At 70.2% G+C, this 16,958-nt stretch carries 15 protein-coding genes, 1 pseudogene and 1 riboswitch; of the genes and pseudogenes, 7 read left to right on the top strand and 9 right to left on the bottom strand.

What is annotated here, in order from left to right:
- Window positions 1-28: 28 nt before the first annotated feature.
- Window positions 29-355 carry a hypothetical protein gene (locus ACF1B9_RS34460; protein ID WP_391746470.1) on the bottom strand — a complete coding sequence of 109 codons (327 nt, stop codon included), beginning with the start codon at window positions 353-355 and terminating at the stop codon, window positions 29-31.
- Window positions 356-555: 200 nt separating this feature from the next.
- Here ACF1B9_RS34460 and ACF1B9_RS34455 point away from each other — a divergent pair, with 200 nt between their 5' ends.
- Genes ACF1B9_RS34455 through ACF1B9_RS34430 form a run of 6 tightly spaced genes read left to right on the top strand, consistent with a single transcriptional unit; the run spans window position 556 to window position 6,723 of the window.
- Window positions 556-1,512 (top strand): STM4015 family protein, encoded by a 957-nt coding sequence (locus ACF1B9_RS34455; protein ID WP_391746471.1) that lies wholly within the window; start codon window positions 556-558, stop codon window positions 1,510-1,512.
- A 6-nt stretch (window positions 1,513-1,518) separates the two neighbouring features.
- Window positions 1,519-2,490, top strand: a complete 972-nt coding sequence (locus ACF1B9_RS34450) for an STM4015 family protein (protein ID WP_391746472.1) — start codon at window positions 1,519-1,521, stop codon at window positions 2,488-2,490.
- A complete protein-coding gene (locus ACF1B9_RS34445) occupies window positions 2,471-3,625 on the top strand; it encodes an STM4014 family protein (protein WP_391746473.1) in 1,155 nt (384 codons plus the stop codon). The genes ACF1B9_RS34450 and ACF1B9_RS34445 overlap by 20 nt, the downstream gene beginning before the upstream one ends.
- A 37-nt stretch (window positions 3,626-3,662) precedes the next feature.
- Window positions 3,663-4,478 carry an STM4013/SEN3800 family hydrolase gene (locus tag ACF1B9_RS34440; protein ID WP_391746485.1) on the top strand — a complete coding sequence of 272 codons (816 nt, stop codon included), beginning with the start codon at window positions 3,663-3,665 and terminating at the stop codon, window positions 4,476-4,478.
- A complete protein-coding gene (locus tag ACF1B9_RS34435; RefSeq protein WP_391746474.1) occupies window positions 4,475-5,836 on the top strand; it encodes an STM4012 family radical SAM protein in 1,362 nt (453 codons plus the stop codon). Before ACF1B9_RS34440 ends, ACF1B9_RS34435 begins: the two co-directional genes overlap by 4 nt.
- An 8-nt stretch (window positions 5,837-5,844) precedes the next feature.
- Complete coding sequence (locus tag ACF1B9_RS34430) at window positions 5,845-6,723, top strand: STM4011 family radical SAM protein (RefSeq protein WP_391746475.1); 879 nt, start codon at window positions 5,845-5,847, stop codon at window positions 6,721-6,723.
- A 169-nt stretch (window positions 6,724-6,892) separates the two neighbouring features.
- Here the strand turns inward: ACF1B9_RS34430 and ACF1B9_RS34425 are convergent, their stop codons facing one another.
- From ACF1B9_RS34425 to ACF1B9_RS34415, 3 genes are all read right to left on the bottom strand, one after another.
- Window positions 6,893-7,738, bottom strand: coding sequence for an SGNH/GDSL hydrolase family protein (locus tag ACF1B9_RS34425; RefSeq protein ID WP_391746476.1), 846 nt, complete (start codon window positions 7,736-7,738; stop codon window positions 6,893-6,895).
- Window positions 7,739-8,005: 267 nt separating this feature from the next.
- Window positions 8,006-8,947 carry a peptidoglycan DD-metalloendopeptidase family protein gene (locus ACF1B9_RS34420; protein WP_391746477.1) on the bottom strand — a complete coding sequence of 314 codons (942 nt, stop codon included), beginning with the start codon at window positions 8,945-8,947 and terminating at the stop codon, window positions 8,006-8,008.
- A 3-nt stretch (window positions 8,948-8,950) separates the two neighbouring features.
- Window positions 8,951-9,111: riboswitch (cyclic di-AMP (ydaO/yuaA leader) on the bottom strand.
- Window positions 9,112-9,401: 290 nt separating this feature from the next.
- Window positions 9,402-11,501, bottom strand: a complete 2,100-nt coding sequence (locus ACF1B9_RS34415; RefSeq protein ID WP_391746478.1) for an alpha-galactosidase — start codon at window positions 11,499-11,501, stop codon at window positions 9,402-9,404.
- A gap of 225 nt (window positions 11,502-11,726) precedes the next feature.
- Here ACF1B9_RS34415 and ACF1B9_RS34410 point away from each other — a divergent pair, with 225 nt between their 5' ends.
- The gene (locus tag ACF1B9_RS34410) at window positions 11,727-12,539 is read left to right on the top strand and encodes a tyrosine-protein phosphatase (protein WP_391746479.1); all 813 of its coding nucleotides are present in this window, start codon (window positions 11,727-11,729) and stop codon (window positions 12,537-12,539) included.
- Window positions 12,540-12,560: 21 nt separating this feature from the next.
- On the opposite strand, the gene ACF1B9_RS34405 is transcribed toward ACF1B9_RS34410, so the two are convergent.
- The 5 genes and pseudogenes from ACF1B9_RS34405 to ACF1B9_RS34385 form a co-directional block, all read right to left on the bottom strand.
- The gene (locus tag ACF1B9_RS34405; protein ID WP_176729046.1) at window positions 12,561-12,728 is read right to left on the bottom strand and encodes a DUF6126 family protein; all 168 of its coding nucleotides are present in this window, start codon (window positions 12,726-12,728) and stop codon (window positions 12,561-12,563) included.
- Window positions 12,729-12,761: 33 nt separating this feature from the next.
- A complete protein-coding gene (locus tag ACF1B9_RS34400) occupies window positions 12,762-13,370 on the bottom strand; it encodes a helix-turn-helix domain-containing protein (RefSeq protein WP_391746480.1) in 609 nt (202 codons plus the stop codon).
- An 81-nt stretch (window positions 13,371-13,451) separates the two neighbouring features.
- A complete protein-coding gene (locus ACF1B9_RS34395; RefSeq protein WP_391746481.1) occupies window positions 13,452-14,849 on the bottom strand; it encodes an aspartate aminotransferase family protein in 1,398 nt (465 codons plus the stop codon).
- The gene (gene dxs, locus ACF1B9_RS34390) at window positions 14,846-16,747 is read right to left on the bottom strand and encodes a 1-deoxy-D-xylulose-5-phosphate synthase (RefSeq protein WP_391746482.1); all 1,902 of its coding nucleotides are present in this window, start codon (window positions 16,745-16,747) and stop codon (window positions 14,846-14,848) included. The genes ACF1B9_RS34395 and dxs overlap by 4 nt, the downstream gene beginning before the upstream one ends.
- A gap of 25 nt (window positions 16,748-16,772) precedes the next feature.
- A pseudogene (locus ACF1B9_RS34385) lies at window positions 16,773-16,958 on the bottom strand (4-hydroxy-3-methylbut-2-en-1-yl diphosphate synthase); the annotation flags it as partial.

Raw genomic sequence — 16,958 nt, 5'->3', positions numbered from 1 at the left:
GTTCGCCGCCACCGGCCGTGCGGCGGCGTCAGTCCGCGACGATGCGGACCGCTCCCGGCACGTACTCCCGCTGACGCACCACTCGGTACCAGCCCTTCGACAGCGGTATCGCCGCGTGCTCCTCGTGCACCACCCGGCCGCCTTCGGGAAGATGGAGCAGCATCGGCCCGAACGCCCCCGCCTCGCGCATCAGCCGGCCCGGCCCCTGCACCGCGTGGGCATGGCCGGTGACCTCGCCCAGTGCGAGGATCATGCGCCCCCGGCCGTCCCTCGGTTCACCCGGTGCGTCCACAAGATGCGTGGGCACCGCCGACTCCTCCAACGACACGATCAGTACATCGCCCTGCCGGTACACAGACGTCTCCCCTCGATGGCGGCACCCGCTGTGCCGACCACGGGAAAAACGCTACGGGGAGGGTCTGACAATCGACCGGTGGCCGGCCCCGCCGGGCGTCGGTGGACACGTCCCGGACGGTCCCCGGTCGCCGGGTTGTCAGTGCCGCTTGATAAACCTTGCGGACATCAGCCGTCCCCCAGTACCAGGAGCTCAGGGTCATGTCCGGTGTGGACCATCTGCACGAGTTGCTCGGCCTTCCCGCGGTCGACTTCCAGCACGCGACGAAAAAGGCGCCGGTACAGGCTTCCGACGCGGCGGCCTGGCGCATCTCGGTCGATCCGTACGACGACGAGTCCGAGACGACGTGGGAGGAGGCCTTCCAGGCGTTTCTGCAGGCGGTCGATCCTGCCGGTGTGCGGGCGCTGATCATCGGTCAGTGGGGCGAGTCGTGCGACGAGCCCTCTTCCTATCCGATCGATCTGGTCATCGCCGCGGCCGACCGGCTGACCTCGTTGGAGGCCGTCTTCGTCGGCGACCTGACCATGGAGGAGGCCGAGATCTCCTGGATCGAGCAGTCGGATGTCACCGCACTGCTGAAGGCCTTCCCCGGACTGCTCGAACTGGGTGTGCGCGGTGGCACGGACCTGGTGTTCTCCCCCTCGAAGCACGAGCGGCTGCGTTCACTGACCATCGAGACCGGCGGTCTGCCGGTCGGGGTGATCCGCGGCATCCTGGACAGCGAGCTGCCCGCGCTGGAGCGGCTCGATCTCTGGCTCGGTGTCTCCGCGTACGGGGGCGACGCCAATGTTGCGGACCTGGCCCCGCTGCTCTCCGGCTCCCGCTTCCCCGGCCTCACCCACCTCGGCCTGCGCAACAGCGAGCTGCAGAACGAGATCGCGACGGCCGTCGCGAGTGCCCCGGTCGTCGCCCAGCTGCGTGTCCTCGACCTGTCGAACGGCACGCTGGGCGACGAGGGCGCGGCAGCGCTGCTGGACGGCCAGCCGCTCACCCATCTCGAACGGCTCGATCTGCACCACCACTTCATGACCGAGCCGATGCAGGACCGGATCACCCAGGCGCTGGAATCCCACGGTGTGCGGGTCGATGTGTCGGAGCGCAACAAGCCGTGGGGCGACCGCGGTGCCGAAGGCCGCTACACCTCTGTCGCGGAGTGATTCACGATGACCGACATCGAACACCCTGAGACCTTTCACGGCCTGCCCGTCCTGACCCTGCCGGGGCCGGACCGGTCGCTCGCCGGCCCGCTCCCGGCCGCCGACTCGGTCGCGTGGCGGCTGGAGAGCGACTGGGACGGCGATCCGACGTTCGCCACGCTCTGGCAGCACTTCCTGGACACCGTCGACACCTCGCGTGTCCGGGCCCTGGTGATCGGGCCCTGGTGGCACGGCGACTACGAGTCCATCGCTCCTGTCATCGAACTGCTGACCGGTCACGCGGACCGCTTCCCGGCCCTGCGGGCACTCTTCCTCGCCGATGTCGTCGGCGAGGAGTGCGAGCTGTCGTGGCTCGTCATGTCCGACATCACGCCGGTCGTCGAGGCATTCGGCCGGCTGGAGGAACTGACGGTACGGGGGTGCGGCGAGCGGAGCGAGGGCCGGACGACACTCGATCTGCGACCGGTGCGGCACAAGTCGCTCAGGAAGCTGCGGTTCGAGTCGGGCGGGCTCCCGTCCGGCATCGTGCGGGCGATCGGAGCGTCGGAGCTGCCCGCGCTGGAGCACCTCGAACTCTGGCTCGGCGTCACCGAGTACGGCGGAGACACGACGGTCGAGGACCTCGCGCCGCTGCTGTCCGGTGCGGCGTTCCCGGCCCTGCGTCATCTGGGGCTGCAGAACAGCGAGATCCAGGACGAGATCGCGGCGGCGGTCGCCTCCGCACCGGTCGTGGCCCAGCTGGAGTCGCTCTCCCTCGCGATGGGAACGCTGAGCGACGAGGGCGCCGAGTCGTTGCTCTCGGGCCAGCCGCTCACGCATCTGACCTCGCTGGACCTGCACCATCACTACATCAGCGGCCCGTTGATGGACCGTCTCAGGAATCTCCTGGGTTCCGACCGGGTGAACGGCGAGGTCGACGAGGTCGAGTACTGGGATCCGGAAGAGGACGACGACCGCTATGTCGCCATCAGCGAATAGCGCCACCGGTCCGGGGCCGCGTTTCGCCGTCGTGGGTGTACCCGGCAACCGCCGGGTCGCGCTCTTCCAGGACGCCGTACGGGCCGCCGGGCTGCCTCCCGCGCGGGTCGTGCCCTGGCTGGACGTGCTGCGCGGCGAGGCCGCCTTCCGGCCGGATGAGACCGTCCGGATGGACTCGCCCGGTGAGGACGACGAGCTGGATCGGCTGCTCCGGGCGGTCGACGATCCGACGAGGGTCGAGGGGACCGCCCTGTGGTACGCCCGGTTCACCGCGGCCGTGCGCGCGGTGGCGCGGACGGCCACCGCTTCCGGTGCCACGTTGCTCGACGGCCCCGGGGATGTCGCGGTGCTGTTCGACAAGCGGCTCTGCCATGCGCTGCTGGACGGCTCCGGTGTGCCCGTGCCCGCGTCGCCGACCTCGGGGGCGGCCGCCCCTGAGCTGCGCGACTGGGCGGACGTACGCGACCGGATGGCGGCGCTGGGCATGCCCAGGGTCTTCGTGAAGCTCGCGCACGGCTCGTCCGCCTCCGGCGTCCTGGCCGTGGAGACGGCCGGGCCCGGCCGGATCAGGGCGACCACCTCGGTCGATCGCGACCCGGCCGGCCGGCTCTTCAACTCCTTGCGGGTGCGCCGCTGCACGACGGAACGGGAGATCGCGGCGATCGTCGACGCGCTCGCACCGGACGGGCTGCATGTCGAACGCTGGCTGCCCAAGGCCACCCAGCGTGGCCGCGCGGCGGATCTGCGGGTCGTGGTGGTGGCCGGCCGGGCCACCCACGCCGTCGTGCGCACCAGCCGCTCCCCCATGACCAATCTTCACCTCGGCGGCGAACGCGGAAGCCTCGACGACGTCCGTGCGGCCGTCGAGACCGCGGGCGGCAGCTGGGCGGAGGCCCTGACCGTGTGTGAACGGGCCGCGGCCTGCTTCCCGGACACGCTGTGCGTGGGCGTGGACCTGCTGCCCACGGCCGGCTGGCGGCGCTTCGCCGTCGGCGAGGTCAACGCCTTCGGTGATCTGCTGCCGCGGCTGACCGGACTTCCCGGCAGCGGCGCCGAGGGCCTGGACACCTATGCGGCGCAGGTCGCTGCCGTACTGAACAGAGCAAGGAACCACCGTGCGAACGCCACTGCCTGACACCGCGCCCGCCCCCGCCGAGGCCCGGGACCCGGACATGAGCGAGATCGTGGGCAGCCACGATCTGCTGCTCGTCACCCTCGACACCCTGCGCTACGACGTGGCGGCCGAACTCGCCGCCGCCGGACGCATCCCCCATCTGGCGCGCCATCTGCCGGGCGGGGTCTGGGAGAAGCGGCATGCGCCCGGCAGCTTCACCTACGCCTCCCACCAGGCGATCTTCGCGGGATTCCTGCCGACACCGGTCGGCCCCGGGCCGCACCCGCGGCTGTTCGCGGCACGCTTCGCGGGCAGTGAGTCCACGGCTTCGGGCACTTTCGTCTTCGACACCCCCGATCTGCTGTCCGGCCTCGCCGAAGTGGGATACCGCACGGTGTGCATCGGCGGCGTCGGCTTCTTCAACCGGCAGGGGCCGCTCGGCTCCGTGCTGCCCGGCATGTTCCAGGAGAGCCACTGGGAACCGGAGTTCGGCGTGGCCTCGCCCACCTCGTTCGAGGCCCAAGTGGCCCGTGCCGAGCAGGTCGTCGCCGAGCTCCCTGCCGAGCAGCGGCTCTTCCTCTTCGTCAATGTGGCCGCCCTGCACCAGCCGAACTGGTTCCACCGGCCGGGGGCCACACGCGAGGCGGGCGATTCCCGCGCCACCCATGCCGCCGCCCTGGAATACGTCGACGCCCACATCGGCCGGCTGCTCGCCGCGGCGAGCAGCCGACGCCGCTGTTTCGCCATCGTCTGCTCCGACCACGGCACGGCCTACGGGGACGACGGCTACACCGGTCACCGGCTCGGCCACGAGTCTGTCTGGACCGTTCCGTACGCGCACTTCTTCCTGGAACCGGGGGTCACCGCACCATGAGCCGCACCACGACCGTCGCGCACACCACCCGCCCGTACCAGAGCTACGTCTACGCCTATCCGCACAAGACCGCCTATCGCCCCCTCGCCGAGCGGCCCGCGCTGCGCGAGTTGTGGGCGGCCGAGCGCAAGGACGCCCTCTCGCTCTATCTCCACATACCGTTCTGCGAGGTCCGCTGCGGCTTCTGCAACCTTTTCACCCGGATCGGCGCCCCGGACGAGCTGACGACCCGGTATCTCGACGCGCTGGACCGGCAGGCCACCGCCGTCCGTGACGCGCTGGGCGAAGCCGATCCGGTGCGGTTCGCGGCGGCGGCGTTCGGCGGGGGCACTCCCACGTTCCTCACCGCGGCGGAGCTGGAGCGGCTCTGCGACATCGCGGAGAAGCGGATGGGGGCCGATCTTCGGTCCGTTCCGCTGTCGGTCGAGACCTCGCCGTCGACCGCGACGGCCGACCGGCTGGCGGTCCTCGCCGACCGCGGGACGACCAGAATCAGCATCGGCGTGCAGAGCTTCGCCGAAGCCGAGGCGCGTGCCGCCGTACGACCGCAGCGCCGGGCCGAGGTGGAGACGGCGCTGGACCGGATACGTGAGGCCCGCATCCCGGTCCTCAACATCGACCTGATCTACGGCATCGACGGGCAGACCGAGGACAGCTGGCGCACCTCGCTGGACGCGGCGCTCGGCTGGCGGCCGGAGGAGCTGTACCTCTACCCGCTGTACGTGCGCCCGCTGACCGGTCTGGGACGGCTCGGCACCGACGGCGAGGCGGCGGACGCCGCCTGGGACGAACAGCGGCTGCGGCTGTACCGCGCGGGCCGGGACCATCTCCTCGCCCACGGCTACGAGCAGGTGTCCATGCGGATGTTCCGCCGCTCCGACGCCCCCCGGACGGACGGCCCGGACGACTACGCCTGTCAGACCGACGGCATGATCGGCCTGGGGTGCGGCGCCCGCTCGTACACCACGGGTCTGCACTACTCCTTCGACTACGCGGTGGAGATGCGGGAGGTACGAGCGATCATCGACGGCTACACCGCGACCGAGGACTTCTCACGCGCCGAGGTCGGACGGTACGTCGACGGCGACGAGGCCCGCCGGCGCCATCTCCTGCAGTCGCTCCTGCAGGCCGAAGGGCTGCGTCCGGCCGACTACCGGGAGCGGTTCGGCAGCTCCCCGGCCGACGACTTCCGCACCGAACTGGCCCGGTTCGAGGCGCGTGGCTGGCTCGACGCGGCGGCCGGCGCGTCCGGCCTGCTGCGGCTCTCCCCCGAGGGCCTGGCCCACTCCGACGCACTGGGCCCGGAACTCTTCTCCCCCGGCGTGCGGGCCGCGATGGCCGCGTACGAACTGAAGTGAGCGTGCCCATGGACCTGACCATCCTCTATCGCGGCCCGCTCGCGTCCTGCGACTACGACTGCCCGTACTGCCCGTTCGCCAAGCGGCGGGACAGCCGGGAGCAGTTGCGTGCCGACCGCGCCGCACTGGAGCGGTTCACGGCGTGGGCCGCCGCCCAGACCGGCGACCGGCTCTCGGTCCTGTTCACCCCGTGGGGCGAGGGTCTGGTCCGCTCCTGGTACCGCCGTGCGCTGGTGGAGCTGGCGCGGCTGCCGCACGTCGGCCGGGTCGCGATCCAGACCAACCTCAGCAGCCGTACGGGTTGGCTGGCCGAGGCGGGTGACGCCGGTCGCGAGAAGATCGCGCTCTGGTGCACGTACCACCCGGGGCAGACCCCGTCCGAGCGGTTCCTGACCAAGTGCCGGGAACTGACCGCGCTCGGCATCCGCCACAGCGTCGGGGTCGTCGGTCTCGACGACCATCTCGACGAGGCGCGACGGCTGCGGGCCGCGCTGCCGGACGAGGTCTATCTCTGGGTGAACGCCGCCGAGGGGCACAGCTACACCGACGAGGAGGCGGATCGCTGGACGGCCCTCGACCCGCTCTTCCCGTACAGCAGGCATCCGCACCGGTCGGCCGGACTGCCCTGCCGGACGGGCGAGTCGGTCATCTCGGTGGACGGTGACGGCACGGTGCGCCGCTGCCATTTCGTCCCGGCGGAGCTGGGCAACCTCTACGACGGAAGCTATCGCCGCTCGCTCGGCCCGCGTGCCTGTCCACTCGCCGTCTGCGACTGCCACATCGGCTATGTGCATCTGGAGACGCTGCCGTTGTACGACGTCTTCGCGGGCGGAGTGCTGGAGCGGATACCGGCACCTCCGTTGTCGTCCCTCGCCGGACGGTCCTGAACCTCAGGACCGTCCGGCGAACGAGGGCACTGGGGTGGCGTGGCGGACGCCCCCGGAGCCCCGGCGGGCGGCTCGCTGCCGGACAGGGCAGTACGCGTGTATGTGCAACCAGTACGCCCGTGCGTGCCAGGCGTCGCACGCCGGTGAACCCTTCCGGTCACAGCACTGGCTAGAGCGGCAGGAGGTCCGGCCGCTTCGCCTCGACGTGGTCGCCGGAGGACTCGCCCCGCAGCCGACGGCCGATCCACGGCACCAGGTACTCGCGTGCCCAGTGGATGTCGTCGCGCCGGACTTCGAGCGTGCCGCGCTGTGCTTGCGGGGGCCATTCCTGGTCGGGGTCGGCGGGCACGTCGAGGCCGAGGACCTGGGCGGCTCGCAGCGCCACCCTGGTGTGTCCCTCGGGCGACAGATGGAGTCGGTCGTCGTCCCAGGCACGCCTGTCCTGAACGGACCGCAGCGACCACAGGTCGAGGACCGGGCAGTCGTAACGGTCGGCGATGGACCGCACATGGGCGGTGTAGGTGGCGATCTTGCCGCGCAGATGGCGCAGCACGGGAACGCCACGGGTGTCGAAGCCGGTGGTGACCAGGACGGTGCCGACCGATCCGGTCAGCTCCGCGACCGCACGCTCGAAGCGCTCGGCAACGTCGTCGGGGTCGGTGCCGGGCCTGATGATGTCGTTGCCGCCCGCGCAGAAGCTGACCAGGTCGGGTGCGAGCTCCTTGGCGCGCGGCACCTGCTCCTCGACGATCTGGTCCAGGAGTCGTCCGCGTACGGCGAGATTGGCGTACCTGAAGTTCCCGTGCGCGGAGCCTTCGGTGCCCGTCGCGGGATCGGGGTCCGGGAGCTGGTCCGCGAGAAGCACCGCGAACCGGTCCGCCCAGCCGACAAAGGTCCCGTCCGGGCCTGGGTCCCCGACCCCCTCGGTGAAGCTGTCGCCAATCGCCGCGTACGACCCGATGACACCATGTCGGTTGATGACGCCACGTTGATTATTTCTCGAATCGTCTGCCACAAACGCTTATCCTGCACCGCCGAATGTGACCTACGCGACCGTAATAAGGGGTTGACGGGTGGTGAGATAGACCACCCGGTCAGGTTTGGTAAACGGGGAATAAGCAGAAGCGGGGGGGGGGCGCCGCGGCCCCCCCCCGCTTCTGTGTGGCTCGGGCCACGCCCAGGGCCTGTCGTCCGGATCACGCCGGGCTCGCGTGCCCGGCACGCCGATCCGGCCCGATCCGGACGAAAGACGCCGGTTGTTTCAACTGCCCTGCTGTTCGGCTCAGACGTAGATGCCGTGCGAAGCCAGGAAGGCGATCGGGTCGATGTCCGAACCGTACGCCGGGCCCGTGCGGACCTCGAAGTGCAGGTGCGGTCCGGTGGCGTTGCCGGTGGCGCCGGAGAGGCCGACCTGCTGACCGGTGCTCACGGACTGGCCCGCCGAGACGGAGATCGAGGACAGGTGACCGTACTGCGAGTAGTGGCCGTCGGCGTGCTTGATGACGACCTGGTTGCCGTACGCGCCACCCCAGCCGGCGGTGACGACGGTGCCGGAGGTGATGGCCTTCACGCTGGTGCCGGTGAAGACGGGGAAGTCGATCCCGGTGTGGCTGCCGCTGGACCAGTTGGAGCCGGAGGCACGGTAGCCGGTGGTGTGGTTGCCGGGGACCGGGTGGACGTAGCCGGAGCTGCTGCTCTGGGCGGCCGGGGCGGAGGTCTTGGACTCCTTGACCGGGGCGGACTTGGCCGGGGCGGACTTCTCCACGACCGACGAGGGAACCGAGAGGGCCTTCGAGGGGAGGGCCGATCCCGCGCCGGCGCCGGTGGCCGCGTCGTCGGCCGACGCCTTGCCGCCGAGCGTCAGCTTCATGCCCGGGAAGATCAGACCGGGGTCGTCGCCGACGACCTTGCGGTTGTCCTGGTACAGCTTCTGCCAGCCGCCCTCGATCTTGTGCTCGGTGGCGATCTTCGACAGGTAGTCGCCGGAGACGACGGAGTAGGTCGTGGTGGCGGCCTGCTTCTGCGCGACCGGCTGGGCCGGGGCGGCATGCGCGGCGATGGAGGCGGACTGCGCGGCGGCGGCCGGGGCGGTCTGTTCCGCGGCGTGGGCACCGGTGGCGCCGAGCAGCGGCAGCGCGATGACGGCACCACCGGCGCCTGCGGCGGCGACACCACGGGCGATGACGCCGGACTTCGTACGACGATGCTTACCCGATATGGGCATGGGGTGTTTCCTCTCCGGCGCCTACGAGGTGAGCTGTCGGGTTCGGGCTGGAGATGCCCGGCCGCGCCGAGCGCGGCTTCACCCCGAGCCGGCCGGATTTCTCCGATCGGCGGCCTACCTGGTTCCCCCGCTCCTGCCACACGATGAGTGGGTGCGAATTCCGGGCGGCGGCAGGATTAGGCGGTCCGACCGGATTGACGGCGACCGTAAGCGAGTCTGGACGGCGAGAACAAGCCATCGGTTCCGCACCGGAATCCGCGCCGGGAATTCGACACGGAATTCCGGTCACACTCCGTGGATCAAAGATCTTGAATTTCCGCGCCGCGCACGGAATATCCGACCGCCCCGCCAGCACACACCGTCACGGATATGATCCCGCTCACGAGCGGGCGACCATCCACCCGACAAACAGTGCGTGTTCGGACCAAATCTGCGCATTGCGGACACATCATGTTCATCGCTCGCGCCGCAGCCTCAGCACCCCCGCGTCGAGATCCCCCTGAAGCCCGGTGTGCAGCCCCTGGTGCAGCAGCACCGAACCGTGGTGCACCTCCCCGGTGTCCAGGCAGGTGTACGTCGCCGCGGGGTCGAGCCCGCGCAGCCTGAGGGCCGGGGGCCGCTCCCCGTATCGCTGCGCCTCCAGCCACATCAGGACCACGCTCTCCTCCCCGTGGACGTACTGGACCGCGCTGAGTCCGCCCCGCGGGGCGCGCAGCCGGTACAGGGCGCCGTGCTGCACCACCGACCGGATCTCCTTGTAGAGGCCCACCCAGTCCCGCGCCTCGGCGAGTTCCCCCTCACTCCATTCAGTGAGGTCCCCGCCGACCCCGAGCACACCGGCCATCGCGCTCACGAAGCGGAAGCGCAGCGAGCTGACCCGGTCGTTGAGCTGGACGTTCGGACTGTCGGTGACCCAGGCGGCCATCACCCGGGCCGGATGGATCTGACCGAAGCCCTCCTGGATGGCGAGGCGGTCGAGCGGGTCGGTGTTGTCGGAGGTCCACACCTGGTCCGTACGGGACAGAATCCCCAGATCGATCCGGCCGCCGCCGCCCGAGCAGGACTCGAAGGCGACCGAGGGGTGCGCGGCCCGGAGTCGGTCGATCAGCGCGTAGAGGGCGTGCACATGCTCGACCCAGAGCTTCTGCGGATACTCCTCGCCGGGCCAGCCCGCATCGGTGAAGGAGCGGTTGAAGTCCCATTTCACATAGTCGACGGGCGCGCTGGAGAGCAGCGCGTCCAATTGCTCGTAGAGATGGTCCCGCACATCGGTGCGGGCCAGATTGAGCACCAGCTGATTACGGAACTCGGTACGCGTCCGGCCGGGGAAGTGCTGCACCCAGTCCGGGTGTGCGCGATAGAGATCGCTGTCGGCATTCACCATTTCCGGCTCGACCCAGATGCCGAACTGCATACCGAGACCGTGCACTTCGTCGGCGAGCGGCTTCAGCCCACCGGGGAAGCGGTCCGGATTAGGCGTCCAGTCCCCGAGCCCCGCCCGGTCACTGGTGCGCCGGCCGAACCACGCGTCGTCCACGACGAACAGCTCGACCCCCATCGCGGCGGCCCGCTCGGCGAGGACGAGCTGCTGCTCCTGCGAGATGTCGAAACCGGTCGCCTCCCAGGAGTTGTAGAGCACCGGCCGCAGACTCTCGGCGTCCGGGATCACATGGGCCAACTGCCAGGCGTGCCAGGCCCGGCTCGCCCCGCCGAACCCCTCCGCGCTCCACAGACCGGCGAAGACGGGTGTGACGTAGGACTCCCCCGGTCCGAGCAGCAGCAGTCCGGAGTCGTCGTAGCCCGCGCCGCCGGTGATCTGCACGAGCCCGTCGGGGAGCCGCTGTACGCAGATCCGCCACGACCCGGACCAGCCGAGCGCGCAGCCGTACACCTCGCCGCTCTCCTCGGTCGCCGCACCGTCGGCATCGAGTGCGACCCACGGCAGGTACTGGTGGCCCGTATGGCCGCGCCTGCTGGAGATGACGCTTTCGCCGTACGTCAGCTCAGCCCGTGCGAGCCGGGACTCCGCCGCCCAGCGGCCGTGCAGCCGGCTCAGCCGCCAGCCGTCACGGGCGGGCAGCGCCCAGGCGGCGGCGTCGGCGCGCAGCAGTTCCAGCGGCGGGCCGTCGGGCCCGGCGTGGGCGACGGTGGCCCAGCGCTCGATCACATCGGAGTCGTTCCGCATCCGGTAGTGCAGCGTGAGGGCGAGCCGGTGCACGGTGTCGGTGAAGCCGATACGGAGTTCGTCCCCGTCCACCACGGCATCGGCGAAGGCCCACTCCGTGCCACGGACCTCGGGGGTACGTACCGAGAGGGCCGGGCGGACGAACCGCGGGCCGCCCTCCATGGGGTACTCCTCACGGCCGTCGAGCCAGGACTCGAACCCCCTGGCCGGCGGTTCCGGCGCCGCTGCCAGGGCCTCGGCTGCGGCGAGGGAGATCCGCGGTCCCCAGTGGAGATGGAGCAGTTCGTCCCGCTCGGTGATGCGCAGTGCGTAGCTGCTGCTCGCCCCGGTGAGCAGCCAGGTCCGGCCGTTGTCGCCAGTCTCGATCATCGCTCCCCCACATTCCAACAGTTCCGCACATCATCGACCATCGCCGGGCAGGCAGGCAACGGTCTCGCGACGAATTCACCGGACGGATTCACCACCGGGGCACGGGGGTTCACGTGGTATCGACAAGGAAAGGCCGAGATGATTGCCTGAGGAATCAATGTCGTATCGTCGCGGAAGTGGCCTTGTCGGCGACTCGCGTCGACGCCAGACACCCCAGGAGTCCCTGTGACGCAGCAGTTGCCGCAGATCCCGTCGACGGAACCCGAACTGGCGGGTGTCCGCAATTTCCGCGACGTGGGCGGACTACCCACCGCGGACGGCCGGCGGGTGCGGCACGGACGACTCTTCCGCAGTGGTCACCTCGCGCACGCCACCGCCGAGGACGCCGCGTTTCTCGGCGGGCTCGGCCTGCACACCGTCTTCGACTTCCGCAACGCCGCCGACCACCGGCTCGACGGCCTGGACGTGGAACTTCCGGGCGTACGCAACGTGAGCATCCCGCTCTCCGACCCCGCCGACGGCGCCGAGTTCTGGCGGATGGTCCGGGACGGCGATCTCGACCAGCTGCGTTCGCTCCTCGCCGACGGCAAGGGGACGGACCGGATGATCGCCTCGTACCGCTCGATCATCCTGGACCGTACCGCCGAACACAGCCGGGTGCTGCACGCCCTGGCCGAGGACAGCGTTCCGGCGTTGATGCACTGCGCGGCGGGCAAGGACCGGGCCGGTCTGTCGATCGCGGTGTCGCTGCTGGCGGTCGGCGTCGAGCGCGAGGCCATCGAGGCCGACTACCTCAAGTCCAACGACGCCCACCGCCGCTACCGGGTGCGCCGCAGCGACACCTCGGCGAACGGCATGTCGCCCGAGGTGATGGAGCTGCTCAATCCCCTCTTCGGCGCCCACGCCGCGTATCTGGACGCGGCCTTCGCGACCATCGAGGAGACCTGGGGCAGCACCGACCGCTATCTCTCCGAGGGACTGAAGCTCGCCCCCGAGACCCGTGAGCGGCTGCACGAGCAGCTCCTCGACGAGGCGTAGCCCGACCACTTTTCGCGGTGGTCAGCCCTTGCCGGCCACCGCGAAGAGCAGATAGAGGAAGGCCGCGAAGATGTGTCCGGCGATGAGGTAGGCGAACAGCCGGATCACCACACCGCGCGGGAACTTCCGCTCCTGGGCCTCGTAGTTCTTCCTGGACCCGAGCGGGTCGAAGTTCTCTGAATCGGACATGACAGTCCTCTCTGGCGACCGGACGGACCGGTCTCAGCGACGGTGGATACCGCTGCCGAGGCACAGCTCGGCGGCGGGGCTCTGCAGCAGGGTGTGGACGAAGAGCAGCTCTGCACCGTCACGGTCGACGGCCGTGATCCGGTGCGGGGTGAGCGAGTCGAAGTGCGCGCTGTCTCCGGGGGCGAGATCGTGCACGGTGTCCCCGAGCGTGACCCGCAGGTGCCCGGCGAGCACGTGCAGCCATTCCTCACCGGGATGGACGCGCACGAGGTCGCCCTGCGCACCGTGCGGAACCCGGACGCGGAGCGCCTGCATCGCCCGGCCGGCACCGCCGGCCCGCCGGTACATCCAGCCGTCGGCCTCGGCCCCGTCGAACCTTCCGCCACGGATGATCGCGTCACGTTCCGGGGGCGTCTCGCCCAGCAGTTCGGAGACCGTCGTACCGTAGATCCTGGCAAGGCCGAGGAGCATCGGCAGCGACGGCTGACGACGGCCCGTTTCGAGCCGGGAGAGATGGGCGGGCGAGAGCCCGGCCCGCTCGGCGGCGGTCTCCAGGGTGAGACCACGGCTGCGGCGCAGATCGCGCAGGCGTGGCGCGATCCCGGGCAGCTCGTCGGCCACCCCTCCGTCCGGAGTGTTCATGTACCCATTGGGCCAGGAACTTTCCTCGGAGGCAAATTCCTTGCCTCAGAGGCAAAAGCCACGAGCCACACATTCCGCGGGTCAGCGGTTGGCTACGGCCTGCTTGACCAGGGTCCTGCCGAAGTCCCACATCAGCCCGCCACCGCTATGCGCGTCGTCCATCACGGCGGTGAACGCGGTGACGAACCGGTCGACCTCCGGCTCCCCGATCACCAGGGGCGGAATCAGCTTGATCACCTCCAGATGGTCGCCCGAGACCTGGGTGAGGATGCGGTGCTTCTGGAGCAACGGCACCACCACCATCTGCGCGAAGAGGCCCTTGCGGGCCGCCTGCAGCATGGTCCAGCGGCCGCGGAGCTTCAATGACGACGGCCGCCCGAACTCGATGCCGATCATCAGCCCGCGCCCGCGCACCTCGTGCAGCAGCTCGTAGCGGTCGACCAGCGCGGCCAGGCGCTCGCGCAGCAGATCACCGGTGCGGCGCGCGTGGGCGACGGTCTCCTCGTCCTCCATCACCGCGAGGACCGCGAGACCGGCCGCCATCGCCTGTGCGTTGGAGCCGAAGCTCGCGGAGTGGACCAGGACCCGGTCCATGGACGAATAGACCTTCTTGAAGATCCAGTCCTTGCCCAGCGTCGCCCCGACCGGCACATAGCCGCCGGAGAGGGCCTTGGCGACACAGACCAGATCCGGTTCGACTCCTTCCTCGTGCTGGTACGCGTAGAAGTCGCCGGTCCTGCCGAGGCCGGTCTGCACCTCGTCGGCGATGAGCAGCGCCTTGTGCTGGTGGAGCAGGTCCTGTGCGGCCCGCAGGAAGCCGGGCGGCGCGGTGTGGACGCCCTTGCCCTGGATGGGCTCGACGACCAGTGCCGCCACGTCGCCGCGTTTCAGCTCCCGCCGCAGCGCGTCGAGATCACCGAGTTCGATGGCGGTGTCCGGCAGCAGGGGCGCGAAGCCGTCCCGGAAGCCGCTCTCCCCGTTCACCGAGAGCGAGCCGGTCGTCAGCCCGTGGAAGGCGTGCGCGCAGTAGAGGATCCTGGGCCTGCCGGTGGCGTACCGGGCGAACTTGAGGGCGGTCTCGACGGCCTCCGTACCGCTGTTGCCGAAGAACACCCGGTCCAGGTGCGGGCTGTACGTGAGCAGCTTCTCCGCCAGCAGCCCCGGCAGCGGCTGGCAGTCGAAGCGGGTGAGGTCGGCGAGCGAGGCGTCGAGGACGTCGTGCAGGGCCTTGCGCACCACGGGGTGGTGCCGGCCGAGTCCCATCACCCCGAATCCGGCGAGCATGTCGAGGTAGTCGTTGCCGTCCGCGTCCCAGAAGTGCGCGCCCTCGGCCCGTTCGTAGACCTTGTCGAAACCGATGGTGTGCAGCATGCGGGGCAGCTGGTGATTGAGGTGTCTGGTGTGCAGCTCATAGCGTTCGGCGCCGCGCTCCGCGAGGAGCTGTGCCAGATCGAAGCCCTTGGGCCCGTCGTCGTTCATGCCCCGCTCTCCTCGGTCCTTCTCGCTGCGTCCTTGGCGGCCAGGGCCGCGCTGATCCGCCCGGCGATCTCCACCGGTGTGAGCCCGATGTCCGCCAGTACCTCGGCGCGCTTGCCGTGGGCGAGGAACTGCTCGGGGATGCCGAACGTCCGCAGGGGTACGTCCACCCCGGCGTCCCGCAGCGCCTGTCCGACCGCCGAACCGACGCCCCCCGCCCGGCTGTTGTCCTCGACGACAGCGACCAGCCGGTGCCGTTCGGCGAGCGGGGCCAGCTGTTCGTCGAGCGGCTTGACCCAGCGCGGGTCGACGACGGTGCAGCGGATGCCGCCGCCCGCCAGCAGGTCCGCGGCACCGAGACAGACCGGGGCGAGCACACCGACGGCCACCAGCAGCACATCGGGGTCGTCCGCCCGGTGCAGGACGTCCATGGAGCCGATCCTGTCGATGGCCGGGATCGGCTCCCCCACCGACTCCTTGGGGAACCGGATCACGGTGGGCGCGTCGTCGACGGCGACGGCCTCGCGGAGCTCGGCCCGGAGCTCGTCGGCGTCGCGCGGGGCGGCGATCCGCAGCCCGGGGACGACCTGCAGTACCGACATGTCCCACATGCCGTTGTGGGAGGCTCCGTCGGGCCCGGTGACCCCGGCCCGGTCCAGGACGAACGTCACTCCGCACTTGTGCAGCGCGACGTCCATCAGCAACTGGTCGAAGGCCCGGTTGAGGAAGGTGGCGTAGACGGCGACGACCGGGTGCAGTCCGCCGGTGGCGAGTCCCGCCGCGCAGACCGCGGCGTGCTGCTCGGCGATCCCGACGTCCCAGACCCGGTCGGGGAACGCTTCGGCGAACTTCGTCAGTCCGACGGGGTGCAGCATCGCCGCGGTGATGGCCACGACGTCCGGCCGCTGGGCGCCGATCGCGGCGATCTCGTCCCCGAAGACAGCTGTCCAGGACGGCGCTCCGGCCGGGGCCAGCGGTGCGCAGGTCAGCGGGTCCATCGCACCCACGGTGTGGAAGCGGTCGGCCTCGTCCCTCAGCGCGGGCGGGTACCCACGGCCCTTCTCGGTGAGGCAGTGCACCAGCACCGGACCGTGGAAGCGTTTCGCCCGGTGCAGTGCGGATTCGACTGCCGCGACGTCATGGCCGTCGATCGGACCGACGTACTTGAGCCCGAGGTCCTCGAACATGCCCTGCGGGGCGAAGGCGTCCTTGAACCCTTTCTTCGCGCCGTGCAGCGACTCGTACAACGGCTGTCCGATGACGGGCGTCTGCTGGAGCACTCCCTTGCCCCAGGAGAGGAAGCGTTCGTATCCGTCGGTGGTACGGAGCGTGGCGAGGTGGTTGGCGAGGCCACCGATCGTCGGGCCGTACGAACGCTCGTTGTCGTTCACCACGATGATCAGCGGACGGTCCTTCGCGGCGGCGATGTTGTTGAGCGCTTCCCACGCCATGCCGCCGGTGAGTGCGCCGTCACCGATGACGGCCACGACGTGGTCGCTCCGCCCCAGTACCTGATGGGCCTTGGCGATGCCGTCGGCCCACCCGAGGACGGTCGAAGCGTGCGAGTTCTCGATGACGTCGTGCGCGGACTCCTCGCGGGAGGGGTAGCCGGACAGGCCCCCCTTGCCGCGCAGCTTGGAGAAGTCCTGCCGCCCGGTGAGCAGTTTGTGCACATAGCTCTGGTGCCCGGTGTCCCACAGGATGCGGTCCACGGGCGAGTCGAAGGCCCGGTGCAGGGCGATGGAGAGCTCCACCACCCCCAGGTTGGGCCCCAGATGACCGCCCGTCCTCGCCACCGCCCGGATGAGGAACTGTCTGATGTCCTCGGCGAGCTCGTCGATTTCCGCCGCGCTCAGCGCCTTGAGGTCGTACGGCCCCCGGATGTTCTCCAGAATCGTCACGCTCGGGCCCCTCTCTGGTTCTGTTTCAGCTCACGGTGACGGCGGGAACCCCCGATGGCGTTCCCGCGGCGTCCATGCCCTCGGCGATCTTCAGGGCTTCCTCGATCAGCGTCTCCACGATCTTCGACTCCGGCACGGTCTTGATGACCTCGCCCTTCACGAAGATCTGCCCCTTGCCATTGCCCGAAGCGACACCCAGATCCGCCTCGCG

Origin of the sequence: Streptomyces sp. NPDC014727, assembly GCF_043083485.1 — a bacterium.
Taxonomy (GTDB): Bacteria; Actinomycetota; Actinomycetes; order Streptomycetales; family Streptomycetaceae; genus Streptomyces.
The sequence above is the reverse complement of the archived record's forward strand: the minus strand, read 5'-3'. Positions and strand labels throughout refer to the sequence as shown.